At 67.0% G+C, this 17570-nt stretch carries 13 protein-coding genes; 7 read left to right on the forward strand and 6 right to left on the reverse strand.

The features are described 5' to 3' along the window. Window positions 1-400: 400 nt before the first annotated feature. Genes GGR62_RS02030 through coaBC form a run of 3 tightly spaced genes read right to left on the reverse strand, consistent with a single transcriptional unit; the run spans window position 401 to window position 4513 of the window. Window positions 401-2764, reverse strand: a complete 2364-nt coding sequence (locus tag GGR62_RS02030; RefSeq protein ID WP_184406344.1) for a phosphomannomutase/phosphoglucomutase — start codon at window positions 2762-2764, stop codon at window positions 401-403. 13 nt (window positions 2765-2777) lie between these two features. Beyond that, window positions 2778-3245 carry a dUTP diphosphatase gene (dut, locus tag GGR62_RS02035; protein ID WP_064632651.1) on the reverse strand — a complete coding sequence of 156 codons (468 nt, stop codon included), beginning with the start codon at window positions 3243-3245 and terminating at the stop codon, window positions 2778-2780. Beyond that, on the reverse strand, window positions 3242-4513 hold the full coding sequence (coaBC, locus tag GGR62_RS02040; protein ID WP_184406345.1) for a bifunctional phosphopantothenoylcysteine decarboxylase/phosphopantothenate--cysteine ligase CoaBC: 1272 nt from the start codon (window positions 4511-4513) through the stop codon (window positions 3242-3244). Before coaBC ends, dut begins: the two co-directional genes overlap by 4 nt. Window positions 4514-4573: 60 nt before the next feature. Between coaBC and radC the strand changes: the two genes are divergently transcribed. The 6 genes from radC to GGR62_RS02070 all read left to right on the forward strand — a co-directional run bounded on the left by radC (window position 4574) and on the right by GGR62_RS02070 (window position 9798). Further along, on the forward strand, window positions 4574-5287 hold the full coding sequence (gene radC, locus GGR62_RS02045; RefSeq protein ID WP_184406607.1) for a DNA repair protein RadC: 714 nt from the start codon (window positions 4574-4576) through the stop codon (window positions 5285-5287). A gap of 86 nt (window positions 5288-5373) precedes the next feature. Next, the gene (argS, locus tag GGR62_RS02050) at window positions 5374-7062 is read left to right on the forward strand and encodes an arginine--tRNA ligase (protein WP_184406346.1); all 1689 of its coding nucleotides are present in this window, start codon (window positions 5374-5376) and stop codon (window positions 7060-7062) included. A gap of 182 nt (window positions 7063-7244) precedes the next feature. Continuing rightward, on the forward strand, window positions 7245-8135 hold the full coding sequence (locus GGR62_RS02055) for an SPOR domain-containing protein (protein WP_184406347.1): 891 nt from the start codon (window positions 7245-7247) through the stop codon (window positions 8133-8135). Beyond that, window positions 8136-8681, forward strand: a complete 546-nt coding sequence (locus GGR62_RS02060; protein ID WP_184406348.1) for a hypothetical protein — start codon at window positions 8136-8138, stop codon at window positions 8679-8681. It begins immediately after the preceding gene. Between the two features lie 40 nt (window positions 8682-8721). Next, the gene (locus GGR62_RS02065; protein ID WP_184406349.1) at window positions 8722-9477 is read left to right on the forward strand and encodes an SDR family NAD(P)-dependent oxidoreductase; all 756 of its coding nucleotides are present in this window, start codon (window positions 8722-8724) and stop codon (window positions 9475-9477) included. 27 nt (window positions 9478-9504) lie between these two features. Next, window positions 9505-9798: a hypothetical protein gene (locus tag GGR62_RS02070; RefSeq protein ID WP_184406350.1), complete on the forward strand. Its 294-nt coding sequence runs from the start codon at window positions 9505-9507 to the stop codon at window positions 9796-9798. Window positions 9799-10234: 436 nt separating this feature from the next. On the opposite strand, the gene GGR62_RS02075 is transcribed toward GGR62_RS02070, so the two are convergent. Next, complete coding sequence (locus tag GGR62_RS02075; protein ID WP_184406351.1) at window positions 10235-11362, reverse strand: acyltransferase; 1128 nt, start codon at window positions 11360-11362, stop codon at window positions 10235-10237. A gap of 420 nt (window positions 11363-11782) precedes the next feature. On the opposite strand from GGR62_RS02075, the gene GGR62_RS02080 reads away from it, so the two are divergent. Next, window positions 11783-11968, forward strand: a complete 186-nt coding sequence (locus tag GGR62_RS02080) for a hypothetical protein (RefSeq protein WP_184406352.1) — start codon at window positions 11783-11785, stop codon at window positions 11966-11968. 202 nt (window positions 11969-12170) lie between these two features. Here the strand turns inward: GGR62_RS02080 and GGR62_RS02085 are convergent, their stop codons facing one another. Both GGR62_RS02085 and GGR62_RS02090 read right to left on the reverse strand, forming a co-directional pair. Then, complete coding sequence (locus GGR62_RS02085; RefSeq protein WP_184406353.1) at window positions 12171-13508, reverse strand: glycosyltransferase; 1338 nt, start codon at window positions 13506-13508, stop codon at window positions 12171-12173. Next, entirely contained in the window at window positions 13501-17490 is a 3990-nt protein-coding gene (locus GGR62_RS02090) for a non-ribosomal peptide synthetase (protein WP_184406354.1), read from the reverse strand. The genes GGR62_RS02085 and GGR62_RS02090 overlap by 8 nt, the downstream gene beginning before the upstream one ends. Window positions 17491-17570 lie beyond the last annotated feature (80 nt).

Raw genomic sequence — 17570 nt, forward strand, 5'->3', positions numbered from 1 at the left:
TCCTGCCGATCTCCGCATCGCATCTGCGCTGTAACGACCGCAATAACGCAGCCGGCCCGCACGCGCATTGACCGCATCGAGCGGTGCCTTGTACCACTGCAGAATTCAGAGATGCCGGATCTTTCGGGTCGCTGACAACAACTCGTCAGTTGTCCTCAGGTGGGCCTGGACGGCGCCCAGGACCGGCATGTTACGCGTGGCACATGCCGATTCCGATCACCGTGCGGCCCACTGACGACGACGTCGCTGTGAGGTTGACCCTCATCAGGCAGTAGATGGCGCTCAACATCCACCATCAGCCAGGCTTGAAGCGGCGTGTGGCCGAGAGACCTCGCCACACGCCGCGCGGTCTGTCTCCAGGCAACAGCACAGCCGATGCATTGCCTCAGCCGACCGCCGATCAAAAGGTCAACGGATGCTCGGGTAACAGCGCCTGCAATTGACTGCGGAACACGCCGCGAATCCGCTCCAATGCCGCCTCGGATTCGGCTTCGAACCGCAGCACCAGGATCGGCGTGGTGTTGGATGCGCGCAGCAGGCCCCAGCCATCGGCGAAGTCTGCGCGCAGTCCATCGATGGTCAACACGCGGGCCGAGGCGAATGGCGATTCCTCGCCAGACTGGGCACGCTCGACGAAGCGCGCCACCAGCGCGTGCGCATCGCCGTCCACCGGCACCTTGATCTCCGGCGTGGACACGCTGTCGGGCAATGCGTCCAATACCTCGGACGCGGTTTCCTCGCGCTGGGCCAGGATTTCCAGCAGGCGGGCGGCGGCGTAGATGCCGTCGTCAAAACCGTACCAGCGTTCCTTGAAGAAGAAGTGCCCGCTCATCTCGCCGGCCAGTTCGGCGTCGGTTTCGCGCATCTTGGCCTTGATCAGCGAATGCCCGGTCTTCCACATCAACGGGCTGCCGCCGTTGCGCAGCACATGGTCGGACAGCTTGCCGGTGCACTTGACGTCGTAGATCACCAGCGCGCCGGGATTGCGCTGCAGCACATCGGCGGCGAACAGCATCAGCAGGCGGTCAGGGAACACGATGGCGCCTTCCTTGGTGACCACACCGAGACGGTCGGCATCGCCATCGAAGGCCACACCGATGTCGGCATCGAACCGCTGCACCATCTTCACCAGATCGCCGAGATTGTGTGGCTCGCTCGGGTCGGGGTGGTGGTTGGGGAAGGTGCCGTCCACCTCGCAATACAACGGGATGACCTCGGCACCGATCGCCTCCAGCAGGCGCGGTGCGATGTCGCCACCCACGCCATTGCCGGCATCCACCACCACCTTGATCGGGCGGTCCAGCGAGACGTCGCCAACGATGCGCTGGATATAGGCATCGCTGATGTCGCGCTGTTCCAGCTCGCCGGGCGTGGCTGCCGTGTGCAGGCGACCTTCGCTGATGCGCTGATACAGCTCGGTGATTGCCGCGCCCGACAGGGTCTCGCCGCCGATCACGATCTTGAAGCCGTTGTAGTCGGGCGGATTGTGGCTGCCGGTGACCGCCACGCAACTGCCGGCGCGCAATTCGTAGGCGCCGAAATACACCACCGGGGTGGGTGCCAGACCGATGTCGACCACGTTGCAGCCGGCGCGGCGCAGCCCTTCGATCAGGCCGTTGGCAAGTTCCGGGCCCGACAGGCGTCCGTCGCGACCCACCACGACGTCGTGCAGGCCTTGCGCCTGCATCACGCTGCCGATGGCCTGGCCGATCAACGCGGCCACGCCGGAATTGAGATCTTTCCCGACCACGCCGCGAATGTCGTAGGCACGGAACATCCCGGCGGCGATCTGCACCGCAGGTACCGGCACCGACACCGGTGCCTGCGCAGGCGTCGATGGCGACGCACCCTCCTCGGCAACGCCCGCTTCGCTGGCCACACTGACATCGTGCTGCAGGCTCTGACTGAAGGTCGGTTCGTCGGCAGTCGACGCGCCGGCGACGCGGCGACGCGGCAAGCGCACGCGGCCACGGCTGGCCAGTACCACCAGCACCGCAATGATCAGCAGCAACGCCGCCACAATCACGCAGCCGATCGCGCCAAGCCCCAACGGGCCAGTGTCGCTTTGCGGCACGGCGGCGGCGACGCGCAGGCCACTGTTTCCCAACGGCTTGGCCAGCGTTTCAGCGGCATCGGCCAACGCCGCATCGCCCTGCTGGGCGACGTTGAAACCGCCCTGGCGCAAGGCCAGATAAGCGCTGCCGGGGACAGCGATCGCATCCAGCGGGCCGGTCAGGCGCAGCAGCGGCAGGCGCACATAGACCACGGCCGGCTGGGTGCCGAGTTTCACCGCCGCCGCTACGCCCAGGCGGACCTGCTTGGCGTCGCGCACCACGCGCACCTGCGTGCGCCCGGCCACCAGCGCCGATTCGAGCAGGCTCAGTCGCGCGTAGCCGAATTCCTTGGGTGTGTCGTAGGCGGCACTGAGATCGCTCGGCAGTACCTGCACCTCTTCGGCACCGCTCACCCGTTCGCGGATGGCCGCCGCACTGGCCAGCGCGTCGCCACCGGCCAGTGCGGCCGACACCTGCGGTTGCTTGAGCACGGCATCGAGCTGGCTGGCCTGGCTGGACATCGCCTGGCCCACCTCCTGCACCGCGCGGTCGCGTGCCCGCTCCAGTTGCTGGGCAATCGCGTCCTGGTGCCATTGCGCATAGCCGCTCCAGCCGAACCAGGCCGCCAGCAACACCAAGATCCCCCCCAATACCGGCGCACTCGTGCGCGCGCTGGACATCGACTGCCTGCGCTGGTTCCCCTTGCTCATCTAACGCCCCCTGTCAGCGCACCCCGGTGTGGCCGAATCCACCCGCTCCCCGCGCGCTGTCGACGAAAGTATCCACCACTTGCAAGCCCACGCGCACGATCGGCAGGATCACCAACTGCGCAATGCGGTCGCCCGGCTCGATGGTGAAGGCGGCGCGGCCGCGGTTCCAGGTACTGATCAGCAGCGGCCCCTGGTAGTCGGCATCGATGAGTCCGGTCCCGTTGCCGAGCACGATGCCGTGGCGATGGCCGAGGCCCGAACGCGGCAGGATCACCGCGCACAGCTGCGGGTCGGCCAGATGGATCGCGATGCCGCTGGGAATCAACGCCGCATCGCCCGGCTCCAGCGTCATCGGCGCTTCCAGTGCGGCGCGCAGGTCCATGCCTGCGCTGGACTCGGTGGCGTAGGCCGGCAACGGCCACAGGTCGCCGAAGCGGGGGTCGAGCAACTTCACCTGCAAGGACTGGGTCGGGGTGCTCATGCCTGCAATCTCTCCGCGATCAGGGCCAACAGTTGCTCGGCCAATTCGGTCTTGCTGCTGCTGGGAAAAACACGCTCGCCGCCTTGCCAATAGGCGGTGGCGGCGTTGTTGTCGCTTTCGAAGCCGCCGCCTTCGATCCCGACCTGGTTGGCGATGATCAGGTCCAGCCGCTTGGCGACCAGCTTGCCACGCGCGTAATGCTCCACGTCGTGCGTTTCGGCAGCAAAACCGACCACCAGCTTCAGTGCGCCGGTCTGCGCAGCGACCTCGGCCAGGATGTCCGGGGTGCGCACCAGTTCCAGGGTCAGCGTTTCGCCGGTCTTCTTGATCTTCTGTGCGACCACCCGCTTGGGGGTGTAATCGGCCACCGCAGCGGCGCCGATGTAGATATCGGCAGGGAATGCGCCCAGCACCGCATCGCGCATCTGCGCCGCTGAGCGCACGTCGATCCGCTGCACCCCGGGCGGGGTGGCCTGATGGACCGGGCCGCTGACCAGCGCCACGTCGGCGCCCTGGTTGGCGGCGGCGGCGGCCAGCGCATAGCCCATCTTGCCGCTGCTGCGGTTGCCCACGTAGCGCACCGGGTCCAGGTCCTCGAAGGTGGGGCCGGCGCTGATCACGATGCGCAGGCCCTCCAGCTGCGCGCTGCCGGGCACGAACGCCCGAGCGGCTGCGCTGCTGGAGGCAGGCGCAACGCTGCCGGCAGCATCGGCTCCGACCAGCGCGGCAATGATCGCCGCCGGCTCGGCCAGCCGGCCAGGACCGGATTCGCCTTCGGCCAGCGGGCCGTCGTCGGGGCCGACCACGCGCACGCCCCGTGCGGACAGGGTCGCCACATTCGCCTGGGTGGCCGGATGCAGCCACATCCGGTGGTTCATCGCCGGCGCCACGGTCAGCGGCGCGGTGGTTGCCAGACACAGCGTGGTGACCAGATCGTCGGCCATGCCGTGCGCCAGGCGCGCCAGCAGGTCGGCAGTGGCTGGGGCGACGATCACTTGATCGGCCCAGCGCGCCAGTTCGATATGCCCCATCGCCTGTTCGGCGGCGCTGTCCCACAAGGTGGTGCGGGTGGGCTGACCGGACAGCGCCTGGAAGCTGAGCGGGGTGACGAACTGCTGTGCGCCGCTGGTCATGGCGACCTGCACCTGCGCGCCAGCGTCGCGCAGGCGACGGACCAGTTCGAGCGATTTGTAAGCAGCAATGCCTCCGCCGACGCAGAGCAGCAAACGCTGTCCGTCCAGGGGGCGGGCCTGAGTGGAGCCGATCACGTCGGAGTCGTCCTACGGTTACAAGGACAACTAGATTAGCCGATGCCCCCGCCTGGCCTGATGGGCGTGCGCGATAAGCACCGGCAATCTCGCCATATGCACATTCACGACTGGCCCACCCACGAACGCCCGCGCGAGAAACTCCTGGCGCGCGGGGCGCCTGCGTTATCCGATGCCGAGCTGCTGGCGATCTTCGTCGGCTCCGGCTTGCGCGGGCAGGACGCCGTACGCACCGCGCGCGATCTACTGCATCGCCACGGCCCGTTGCGCCTGCTGCTGGACCGCCCCGCCCCGGCGCTGGCGCGCCTGCCCGGGCTGGGTCCGGCCTCGGCCTGCAAGCTCAATGCGGCGCTGGAGCTGGCCCATCGCCACCTGCTGAGCGAGCTGGAACGCGGCGAAGCGCTCAGCGATCCGCCCAGCGTGGGACGTTATTTTTCGCAACGGCTGCGTTCACGGTCCTACGAGGTGTTCGCGGTGCTGTTCCTGGACACCAAACATCGCGCGATCGCCTTCGAGGAACTGTTCACCGGCACCATCGACGGGGCGGACATCCATCCACGCGAAGTGGTGCGGCGGGCGCTACTGCACAACGCGGCGGCGGTGATCGTCGGGCACAACCATCCGTCCGGCAACCCGGAGCCGTCCGAGGCCGACCGCGCGGTCACCCAACGCCTGCTGGATGCCCTGGATCTGGTGGATATCCGCCTGCTCGACCACTTCGTCATCGGCGACGGGCGCCCGGTCTCGCTGGCCGAGCGCGGCTGGCTGGGATGACGCTGCGGCGGTGACCTGAACCATCGGCCCGACCCCGGGGCGCGCGGTCGGGTAAAATCGCTGGTTTGGTTCCAAGCAGATCCCACGTGAAAGCCCAACTCCGCGCATTGATCGGCCAAGGCATTGAAGCCTTGCGCGCCAACGGCACCCTGCCTGCCGACACCCTGCCGCCGGATTTCGTGGTCGAGCGCCCCAAGACGCGCGAACACGGCGATTTCGCCACCAACGTCGCGATGCTGCTGGCCAAGCCGGCGCGCAGCAATCCGCGCGCACTCGCCCAGGCGCTGTTGGCGGCATTGCCGGCCAGCGACGACGTGGCCAAGGTGGAGATCGCCGGTCCGGGTTTCATCAATTTCCACCTTGCCCCGGCCGCGTATCAACGCGAAGTGGCGCATGTGATCAAGCAGGGCCACGACTACGGTCGCGGCCTGGCCGGCAACGGCCGCTCGGTGGGCGTGGAATATGTGTCGGCCAACCCGACCGGCCCGCTGCATGTCGGCCACGGCCGCGCGGCGGCGATCGGCGACAGCCTGGCGCGCGTGCTCGATGCCAACGGCTGGAACGTCAAGCGCGAGTTCTACTACAACGATGCCGGCGTGCAGATCGAGAACCTGGCCTTGTCGGTGCAGGCGCGTGCGCAGGGACTCACCCCCGACAGCGAAGGCTGGCCGGAAAACGGCTACCGCGGCGACTACATCGCCGATGTGGCCACCGCCTACCTGGCCGGCGACACCGTCGACCTGGAAGGGCACATGGTCAGCGGCAGCAAGGACCCGGCCGATGTCGAATCGATCCGCCGCTTCGCGGTGGCCTATCTGCGTAACGAGCAGAACCACGACCTGGCCGCATTCCGCGTCGATTTCGATATCTATTTCCTCGAAAGCTCGCTGTACAAGGACGGCAAGGTCGACGAGGCGGTGCAGAAGCTGATCGCCTCCGGCCACACCTACGAGGAAGGCGGCGCGCTGTGGTTGAAGTCCACCGACTTCGGCGACGACAAGGACCGGGTGATGCGCAAGTCCGACGGCACCTACACCTACTTCGTGCCGGACGTGGCCTATCACCTGACCAAGTGGCAGCGCGGCTACGAGCGCGCGATCACCGAACTGGGGGCGGACCACCACGGCTCGCTGACGCGTGTGCGCGCCGGCCTGCAGGCGCTGGAGCTGGGCATCCCGCAAGGCTGGCCGGAATACGTGCTGCACCAGATGGTCACGGTGATGCGCGGCGGCGAGGAAGTGAAGCTGTCCAAGCGTGCCGGCAGCTATGTCACCCTGCGCGACCTGATCGAAGAAACCAGTGCCGATGCGGTGCGCTGGTTCCTGATCGCACGCAAGCCCGATTCGCAGCTCACCTTCGACATCGACCTGGCCCGTCAGCAGAGCAACGACAACCCGGTGTTCTATGTGCAGTACGCGCATGCGCGCGTCTGCAGCGTGCTGCGGCAGGCGCAGGAGAAGGGCTTCAAGTACGAACAGGCTAACGGCCTGGCGCAGCTCGCAGGCCTGGACGACGAGCATTCGCTCAACGTCATGCTGGAGCTGTCGCGCTACCCGGAAGTGGTGGAAATCGCCGGCCAGACACTGGAGCCGTACCAGATCGCACAGTACCTGCGTGAATTGGCGCATGCCTTCCACACGTGGTATCACAACACCAAGCTGCTGGTGGACGATGCCGCAGAGCGCGACGCCAAACTCACCCTGGCCGTCGCCACGCAACAGGTGCTCGCAAACGGCCTGGAACTGCTCGGCGTCAGCGCCCCGGAAAAGATGTAACAGTGACTGGCACCACCTGGCGCGCAATCGCCGGGTGGCTGCGACCGGCGCGCTCAGGGCCAGAATGATCGGAATGGAGCGGCCGCGCACAAGGCCGCACCGTCCAGCGGTTGCACAGTGGCTGCAAGCCGCGCCAAGTCGGGCCAGATGGCCCGCAACGACATGATTCGGAGAAGTGGTAGATGGCAGCACGACGCGGTAAGAGTCAGGCGCGACGCAACACCAGCAATGGCACCCCCGGTTGGGTGTGGTTGGTGGCGGGCGCTGCGATTGCGGCAGTGATCTTCCTGGCGGCACCCAACCTGTTCAAGAAGGACGGCGACGGCTTCCTGCGCGTGGGCCCACGCGCAAATCCCGATGCGCAGCCCGAGCCGGTGGCCGATGCCGACGTCGATACGCCGGCCGAGTTGCCCAAGCCCAGCACGCAGCCGCCCAAGCCGCAGGCCAAGCCCAGCGATGCGCAGACCCAATACGATTTCTACACCTTGCTGCCCGGCAAGGAAGTGCAGATGTCCGATGCCGAACTGGCCGCCAGCGCACGCGCCGAAGAAGCCGCGCGCGCGCGCGCGGCGCTGGAAGGCAAGCCGGTTGCGCCTGCACCGGGTGCACGCGTGGCAGCGGCCACGCCAGCAGCCAGCGTGCCGGTACCGTTGAACGAAACCAGCGCCAGCGCGCCGAAACCGCTTGCGGAAACTGTGCCGGCACGTCCGGCGGCGACACCGGCACCAGCCAGCACCGCAGCGCTCACCACGTCAGCGGCCGCAGCTGCCAATGCTGCGGCAAAACCCGCTGCAACGACCGCAGCTGCAACCCCAGCGGCCGCCCCTGCAGTGACGGACAACACCCGCTACATCCTGCAAGCCGGCTCGTTCGGTGCCTCCGGCGATGCCGAATCGACCAAGGCCAAGTTGGCGATGATGGGCCTGGCCGCGCGCGTGGAATCGGCTGACATCAGCGGCAAGACGGTCTACCGCGTGCGCATGGGGCCCTACGGCAGCGCCAGCGAACTGGCCGAGGCCAAGCAGAAACTGACCGGCAGCGGATTGCCTGCCATCGCCATCAAGGCGCAATAAATGCTGCCTCGCGCCGCCGGCCTGTTGCTGTGGTGGGGACTGATCGGCGCGGCGAACGCCACCGAGCAGATCCCCGACCGCATCCAGATCGACGGACAGGAGGCGGCGCTGCTGGCCGAGCCGTTGTCGTCGGTGCTCGACGATCAGGCCACCTGGCAGCGCTTCGTCGCCCATGCGCAGGAGGCGCTGGGCAATTGCAGCGCCAACTGGCGTGGTTACCAGGCCTCGTGGCGGGTGGAAAACGCGCAACTGCTGCTCGATCGCGTCGTCATCGGCGCGTGCGACGACGCGCCACCGGTGTTGCCGATCGATGTGCTGTTTCCGGGAAAACGCGCACCACTTGCCGCCGACTGGATCGACGGCGAGCTGCTGATCGCCTTGCCAACCGCAACGCCTGCCAGCGCTACCGCAGCGTCGGCGTCGGCGTCCTATCTGCTTTTGCACCTACGACACGGCCGCGTGCTGTCGCGCGAGCCGCTCAGCGAGGCAATGGTGCGCGCACGTCGCGCTCAGGCACGCGCACCAGGCGCTGCCACCACGCCCTGATCCTTCACCTGCCCCCCCTCGTTCGCAGGAGTCATCCCACATGTCCAAGACTGTTCTGATTACCGGTGCCACTTCAGGATTCGGCAGCGCTGCGGTGCGCCGCTTTGCCGCTGCCGGCTGGAAGGTCATCGCCACCGGCCGCCGTGCCGAGCGCCTGCAGGCGCTGGCCGCCGAACTGCCCGCCGGCCAGGTGCATACCGCCGCGTTCGACATGCGCGATGCGCAGGCCTTGTCGGCAGCGATCGACGCAGTGCCGGCCGACTTCGCCGACATCGACGTACTGGTCAACAACGCCGGCCTGGCACTGGGCACGGCACCCGCGCAGCAAGCCGACCTGACGCAGTGGCAGCAGATGATCGACACCAACGTCACCGCGCTGGTCACCCTCACCCACCGCCTGCTGCCGGCGTTGATCGCGCGCCGTGGCGCCATCATCAACATCGCCTCGGTCGCAGCGACCTACCCATATACCGGCGGCAATGTCTACGGCGGCACCAAGGCGTTCGTGCAGCAGTTTTCGCTGGGCCTGCGCGCCGACCTGCACGGCACCGGCGTGCGCGTGACCTCGATCGAACCAGGCATGGCCGAAACCGAATTCACCCTGGTGCGCACCGGCGGCAACCAGGCGGCGTCCGACACGCTGTATCGCGGCGCCACGCCGATGACTGCCGAGGACATCGCCGAGCAGATCTTCTACGTCGCCAGCCTGCCTGCGCATCTGAATATCAATCGGCTGGAAATCATGCCGGTAACGCAGTCGTTCGCCGGCTTCCAGGTGGCACGCGACGCGCACTGAGGCCAAGCACACATGAAGGGGGCAAGGATGCGAGATCACGGAAAAATCAAGCGGGCACATTGGCTGAGTGGTGTGGCCGTGGCAATCGCTGGCGTGATGCTGCCATGGCAGATGTTCGCCGAGGATGCGTGGTTTGGCATGGCATTTGGAGAGCTTTCGCTAGTCTTCTGGACGCTTGCTGTGATCTGGTTCGTGAGCGTGGCATATCTGCTGGGATGGGCAAGACGTTGGTGGATCCTGATCACTGCGCCGGTGGTTCTGTTTCCGATTGCAATGGCGTGCACCGTGCTGATTCAATGTGCGCGCGGCAACTGTTTCTAGCACTCCTTGGCCGCAGTGCCTGATCGAGACCCAGCTATACGGCAGTCGCCAACAGACACCTCTGCGGGCTGTGTATCGGTAGCGATACGACGTTGCGTGGATCTGGCGCGTGCGCACAACGCCCGGCATCGAGAGAGACGAACACGCCGCGCATTGCGCGGCGTGTTCGTGTGGGTAGCGTGATCGCAATCGGCCATGCATCGCTTGAACACCCATGCACGTTCGCTGCCTTGCCGATAGGCGCTCTGCGCAGCGCCAGTCGGAAAGCCCGCGTGCGGCGTGCAGCAAATAGCGCATGGCATCGCGCGTTTGATCGCCACGCCAACTCGCCGTGACTGCGCAACCGTGAGGTGCGCGGCAGATGCACGGCATGGATCGCGCACTGCACTTTTGGGGGCCGTCCATGGTTGCCCTGATGCCCGCTCGCCGTGCGCGATCAGCCACTTTCAGCTGCGGCCGAAGGCCGCGCGCCTCGCCGCACCAGCGTATCGCGCAGCTGCAAGAACGGGCGTTCCACTGCGTAATGCAACAACGCGCCGCCCAGCACCGCCACCACGCCATACACCGCAAACGCGCGCATGCCCTGCCCTTCCAGCGCGGGGCCAAACCAGAGGTGCGTCAGGTGGAAGACCGCCTTGTGGGTGAGATACAGGCTGTAGGAGATCGCCGCCAGCCATGCCGCGCCTGGCACGCGCAACCCGCCAAGCACTCCGCTGCTGGCGGTGCCTGCAAGCACCAGCAAGGCGAGCCCCAGCGACAGCACCGGCCAGCCCACCGCATTGCCGAGCAGGCCGGTGCGCTCGCGAAACAGCCACAGGGCCAACGCCAGAATCGCAACGCCTGCCAACAGGAAGGCGTTGCCGTGCCGTTGCAGCCGTTGCCACAGGTCGGGGCGAAAGACCTTGAGCACCGCCAGTACGACACCGGCCAGCAAACCGTCCAGACGGTTCCAGGTCGGGTAATAGATGTCTTCGATAAACCAGTTGCGCTGCAGGCCCGCGCCCGCGCTCTCCAAGGCCGTGTTGTGCAACCAGACGCCGGCACGCAGCGCGATGCCGGCGACCACGACCGCCACGCACAGCACCACGAAACGCGCCGCCGAGGGCCGCCGCAACAGCAGCGTCGCCAATAGCGGAAACACCAGGTAGAAATGCTCTTCCACACACAGCGACCAGGCGTGCGAGAACGCCGCATCACGGCCGTAGTCCACGAACAGATTCAGGGTGAAGGTGACAAACTTCCACCAGGGCGCCAGCCCGGGTGACTCGCGAAACTGCGGCCATGCCATGTAAACGATCAGCACCACCAAGAACGCCGGCACGATGCGAAACGCACGACGCAGATAGAAATCCTTGAAGTCCAGCCGCTGCCCGCGCGCCAATGGCGACAGCACCTGGGTACCGATCAAAAATCCGCTCAGCACGAAGAACAGGTCCACGCCCATCCAGCCATAGCGCGACAACCACGCCCAGTCCGGCCCCAGGCCGCCGACCACGAACGAATGGAACAGCATCACCCAGACGATGGCGATGCCACGCAGCAGATCGAGGGCGGGATAGCGCATGCGGGCGGGGTGAGCAGAGGAAACCCGATTGTGCCGCAGACACACCGATGCAGCGATGTCGGCATCGCTATGTGCCGCCGCTTTGCGCGTGCTCAGCCCAGGGGCAGATGGACCTGCATCCGGCCCGCCATCAGGAACTGCTCGGCAGCGGGCAGCGGGGGCCTGGGAGGCCGGGATCGCCTCTGCGCGGTTTCAGACGCAGGCGCGGTGGCCGCTGCACCGGATCGCCACCGCTGCTGGGCCAGCATGGGAAACGGCGGCATGGACACGCGCATTGTCACTGGTGACGCTGGATGCCCGCTCGGCTGCGCAGCGCGGCGACCACCGCGCTGGACCGGGCCGGCATGTCGTGGCGTATCGCCTTCACCGGCAGCAGCCTGGCCGGGATCTGGACCCGTGAGCGCCAGGCCGGGATTGACCTTGCGCACATCCGTCGGCCTGCTGGCAGTGCGGCCGCACTGCCACGCCGGGTTGCCGACACTGCCCGCGCTCGGGTTGAACCTGCATCGCGCCGAGGCCATACCTGCGCCAGCGATCGCACGGCCGGCCGCGATCCTCAGCCAGCGACTACACGAGGCGCATGCGGCGTACCTCGAGCCGACGTAACGGCGCGTGCTGGCACAGCGCGTGGCCCGACGCGGGCGTCTGGCAGTGCGATACCCCATGACACCAACACGCACTGACAGCCGACGCCCGCCACACAGCGGCTTACCTGAGTTGCGTACAGGTGCCCGTTAGCTGCCCGTGGTGACACGCGCCACAGGGTGCTTCGGCCTCGACGCAGCGGCTCCCCCCACTGCGTGAGCCGTCATGCCACGGCCTGCTGCTCGCTCCGCACGCGCGCTGCAACCGGCCGGGCGGGTTGCAGCAGGGCCCAGGCTTCCAGCTGATCTACCGCCGTGTTGATTCCATCTTCCTCGCGGATACGCTGGCCGAGTGCGCGTGCCGCCGCCCGCATCGCCGGTGCGCTGGCCTGTTGCATGGCATCGGCCAAGGCCTGCGGCTGCAAGCCGGCCCGTGCGAGCGCAGGCGGCGCCACGCCGCGCTGCGCCAGGCAGTGCGCCCAGAACGGTTGGTCGTAGCCGAACGGCAGCACCACCGATGGAATCCCCGCCGCCAGCGCGGCACCGGTCGTGCCGGCGCCGCCGTGATGCACCGCTACCGACACGCGTGGGAACAGCCAATCGTGCGGTGCCTGCTCCAGCTGGAAAAAGCGCCCGGCATCGTCGGACGCGTCTTCCGCAGCCGCCAGCCCGCCCCAGCCGCTGGCCAGCAGCGCGCGTTGACCGGTCAGACGCACTGCCGCCTTGACGATGGCGGTGAGCTGCGCCGCATCGCTGCTGATCATGCTGCCGAAACCGATGTACAGCGGCGGCGGGCCTGCCTGCAGAAACGCCTCCAGCGCGGCCGGCGGCTGCCACTGCGGCTGCGACAACTGCCAGAAACCGCTGACCTGGGCCCGGTCCGGCCAGTCCGGCGGACGTGGGCACAGATGCTCGCTATAGCCATACAACACGCGCTGCGCACTGCGATCTGGGCCAATCCACGGATACGCCGGCAACCCCAATGCCGGGCGCACGATGCCGTTGAGCGCCGGGCGCATCAGCTGCCAGCCGGCAAAGCGCATCGCGTGGTGCAGCGCCACGCTCACCACCCCAGGCAGACGCACGGTGGGCATCACCATCAACGGCACATGGCGCGAGGCGGTCAGCGGCTGCAATTGCGTGAGCACCACCGGCAGGCCATAGGCCTGGCCCAGGCTGTGCGCCAGCAGGCTCGCGCTGCCGACGCCGAGAATCAAGCCGGCATCGGCACAGGCCGCGCGGCCCTGCTCGGCCCAGTCGCGCGCCCACTCCAGCAGCTGCGCACGCAAGGTGCCCCAGATGCCGCGCCAGCCACCGCGCATCTCGGCAACATCCGGATGGCCCTGCATCAGTTTCTGGTGGTCGCCGCTGAGCGGGAAGAATTCCAGCCCGTTGGCGCGGATAAGCGCCTCGAAGTTGGGACTGGTCAGCACCCGCACCGGATAGCCGCGCTGCTGCAGGCCACGCGCGAGCGCAATGATCGGACGCACATCGCCATGCGTGCCCAGGGTGGCGATCAGCACCGGGCGCTGGCGTGCGGGGTCAGCGACGGATTCACGCATATTCGGTCACTCCGTCGCTGGCGTTGGCGTTGGCGGTGCAGTCGGCGCGCTGCGTGGCCTGCGCGGTGGCCGCATGCAGCAACGTGCTGAGCGTGGCCGAGTGGGCCGACGAGAGCATCGAATGGTGGTCGCTGTCCAACACGTGCAGGTGCAGGTTGCGCACGTACGGATGCCACGCCTGCGGCCGGTAATCCACCCACTGCGCATCGTCGCCGCCGGAGCTGATGCGCACCTTTGCTTCGACGAACAGCACGTCCTGGTCCAGCCGCTTGGGCCGGTGACGCCGCGCCAGGTGCAGGTGATGCTGGGTCACCCCACCCAGATCGTCCAGCAGCGTCGGGCGTTGCTCAAGCAACTGGCGCACTGCCGGCACATCGGTCAGCCCGTAGTGCTTGCACAGCAGGCTGGCCAGCTCGGCCACGGTGGTCGGCATCGGTTGGCCATGCGCCAGATTCAGGCCCAAGGCATGCACCGACGCGCGCACGTTTTCCGACTCTGGCAGCGACGCGGCCTGTTCCAGATGCGGATAGCTGTCGAGCATCGCCAGCAATTCGACCTCTTCGCCGAGTGCATGCAATTCGGCGGTGATGGCGTGGGCGATCAGACCGCCCAGCGACCAGCCGATCAGCCGGTACGGTCCGTGCGGCTGCACCGTACGCAGACGCGCCAGGTAATCGTGGGCGATCGCCTCGATGCTCTCCGGGCGATGCTGCGGGTCGCTCAGTGCCGGCGATTGCAACGCATACACCGGCCACTGCGGATCGAGCTGCCCGAGCAGGGTGAGATACGACCAGCCCAGCCCGACCACCGGATGGATGCAGAACAGCGGGGTGACGCCCGCGCTGCCCACGCGCAGCGGCAACAGCACGCCCAGCGGATCGTTCGGAATCTGCGCGCTGCGCTTGATCACGTCGGCCAGGCCGGCAATCGTCGGCGCATGGAACAGCGTGCCCAGCGATAGCTCGACACCGAACATCTGCGGGAAACGCGCGGCCATTTCCGCCGCACGCAGCGAGTCGCCACCGAGCTCGAAGAAGTTGTCGTCCACACCCACCACCTCGATGCCCAGCACGTCCTGCAGCATCGTGGCCAGCTGGCGTTCGAGTGCATCGCGCGGGGCGACGTGCGCGCGTTGCGACAAGGCGCCAGGAGCCGGCAAGGCGCGGCGATCCAGCTTGCCGTTGGGGGTCAGCGGCAAGGCCGGCAACGGTACCCACAACGTGGGAATCATCGAGGCCGGCAACCGCTGCTGCAGATGGGCGCGCAGCAGCTCGGTCGATGGCGTGTTGCCGTGCTTGCCTACCACATACGCCAGCAGCTGCAACGCGTTGCTGTCGCCATCGCTGTGGCCGACGACCACCGCCTGCGCCACCTGCGAATGCAGCAGCAAGGCGTTTTCGATCTCGGCCGGCTCCACCCGATGGCCGCGAATCTTCAATTGCGCGTCCGCACGGCCGATGAATTCCAGCAGGCCGTCGTTGCGCTGACGCACGCGGTCGCCGGTGCGGTACATGGTGCTGCCGTCGTCTGCGAACGGGTCGCGCACGAAGCGTTCACTGGTCAGCTGATGCTTGCCGCGATAGCCCTTGGCCACGCCTGCGCCACCGATATACAACTCGCCCACCGCGCCGGTCGGCAACGGTTGTCGTTGCGCGTCGAGCACGTAGACACGCGTGTTGAGCAGCGGCCTGCCGATCGGCGGCGCCGCCGCGTCGGTCAGCTGCAAGGGCATGATGGTCGACCAGATCGTGGTTTCGGTCGGCCCGTACAACTGGGTCAGCCGCCCGACCCGGCTCAGCAACTGAGTCGCCAGTTCCGGGATCAGGGCTTCTCCGCCGACCAGCGCGTGGATGCGGTCCAGCGCCAGGTCCTGATTGGCCAGCAGGATGCGCCATAGCGATGGCGTGGCCTGCACCACACTGATCTGCTCGTGTGCGATCAAACGCGATAGGCCACGCGGGTCGTGGGTGATGCCCGCCGGCGCGATGACCACGCGTGCGCCCACCAGCAACGGTAGATACAACTCCAGCCCGGCGATATCGAAGGTGATGGTGGTGACCGCCAACACGCGGTCGCGCGGTCGCAATGCCAGCTCCTGCTCCATCGCATGCAGGAAATTGAACAGGTTGCGATGACTGATTTCCACGCCCTTGGGCGCGCCGGTCGAGCCGGAGGTGTACAGCACGTAGGCGGTGCCGTCCGGCGTGGCCAGCGGCGCGATCGCCTCCGGCAACACCGCCGGGCGCGGATCCAGCCAGACCATGCCACCAAGCAGATAGCGCTCGCACAACGCCGGCTCGCACACCAGTCCGATGGCACCGGAATCGTTGAGCATCTGCCGGTTGCGCGCGGCCGGGCTCTCCGGGTCCAGCGGCAGATACGCCGCCCCGCTCCACATCACCGCCAGCAAGGCCACCAGCAATTGCTCGCTGCGCGGCAACGCAACGGCCACCACATCGCCGGGACGCACGCCATCGGCCACCCATTGCGCGGCGATCCGCGAGGCCAGCTCGCACAGCGTGGCGTAATCCAGCGTGCGGTTGTCGTATTGCACCACCACCGCAGCGGGCATCAGCTCGGCGCGCTCCAGCATGCCGTGCAGCAGCGTGGCCGCTTCCGGCAGCGGCGCGGCGGTATTGTTCCAGGTCTGCAGCAGACGCCGACGTTCTTCAGCGCCCAGCACATCGACCTCGCCCAGCGCGCATTCCGGGTTGGCCAGCACCGCATCGGCCAGATGGGTCAGGCGGCGGCAGTGTTCGGCCAGTTCGTCGCTGTCGTACAACGCAGGGTTGGCATCCAGATCGAAACGCAAGGCTGCGCCGTCGCCACGTTCGTAGCAGAAGATGGTCAGGTCGTCGGCCGGGCCGTTGCACAGGTTATGCGGCATCGCATACGCATCGCCAAAGCGCAGTGCGTAGTCGAACGCTTCGATATTGACCGCCAGGCGCGCGAACTTCTGTTCGATCCCGAACAGACCCAGATCGCGGCGCACGTCCTCGAAGCGATACTGCTGATGACGCAAGGCATGCCGCACCACCGACGACACCTGCGCGAACAAGGCATGGATCGGCTGCTGCGGATCCATCTTCAAACGCAGCGAAATCACATTGGCCACCAGGCCTGCGGTTTGCCGGTAACGCGCATTGATGCGCCCGGTCACCGGCATGGCCAGGACCAGATCTTCGGCGCCGGTGCAGCGGTAGTAATACGCGGCGATCAGCGAAATCAACATCTGCGGCAGGCTCGCGCCGTAGTCCTTGCCGAGCGCACGCAGGCGCACCACCTGCTGCGGCGAGAACTGTCCGGTGCCACGCAACAGCCCGGTCGACAGATGATTGCCGGGCCGCGCCAAGGTGGCCGGCGGCGGTAGATCGGCCAGCTGCTCGATCCAGTAGGTGCGATCGCGCTGAAACCGATCCGATTCGCGGTATTGCTGCTCCATCTCGAGCAAGGACAGCGCACTGCCGTACTGCGCAGGTTCCGGCTCGACATTTTGCGCGTAGGCGTTATACAGCACCGCCATGCGCTGCATCATGATCGATGCGCAATAGCCATCCATCACCAGATGGCTCACGCACTGCACCCACATATGGTGATCTTCGCCAAGACGGAACACCGCGCACTGCCATAACGGCCCGTCCTGCAGATTTTCCGGCTTGCGGATTTCCGCGTCGACCCAGTGCTCGGCGGCGTTGCGCGGCGACGGATCTTCGCTGACATTGAAAAAGGGAACCGTGCCGTTGTACTCGGGCATGACGACCTGATGCGGCACGCCATCCTGCTCGCGGATGCACAGCCGCACGGTGTCGAATTCGCGCGTCAGCTGCATGGTGGCGCGGATCAACACCTGTGGATCCAGTGGGCCGAACATCTCCAACGCTTCGGACAACATCAACGTGTTGTCGGTATGCAGTTTGCTGGCGACCCACAGGCCGCGCTGGGCTTTGGTCAGAGGAAACACGGGAGGGGCGTCAGTGTGCATTACGTGCATCCTTGTTGGGTGGCGCACAGCCGCCCGATGCGCCTAAACCGCAACGCGGCCGATGAGACGTCGGATCAGCT

The sequence above is a fragment of the Xanthomonas sp. 3075 genome, assembly GCF_014197275.1.
Taxonomy (GTDB): domain Bacteria; phylum Pseudomonadota; class Gammaproteobacteria; order Xanthomonadales; family Xanthomonadaceae; genus Xanthomonas; species Xanthomonas campestris_B.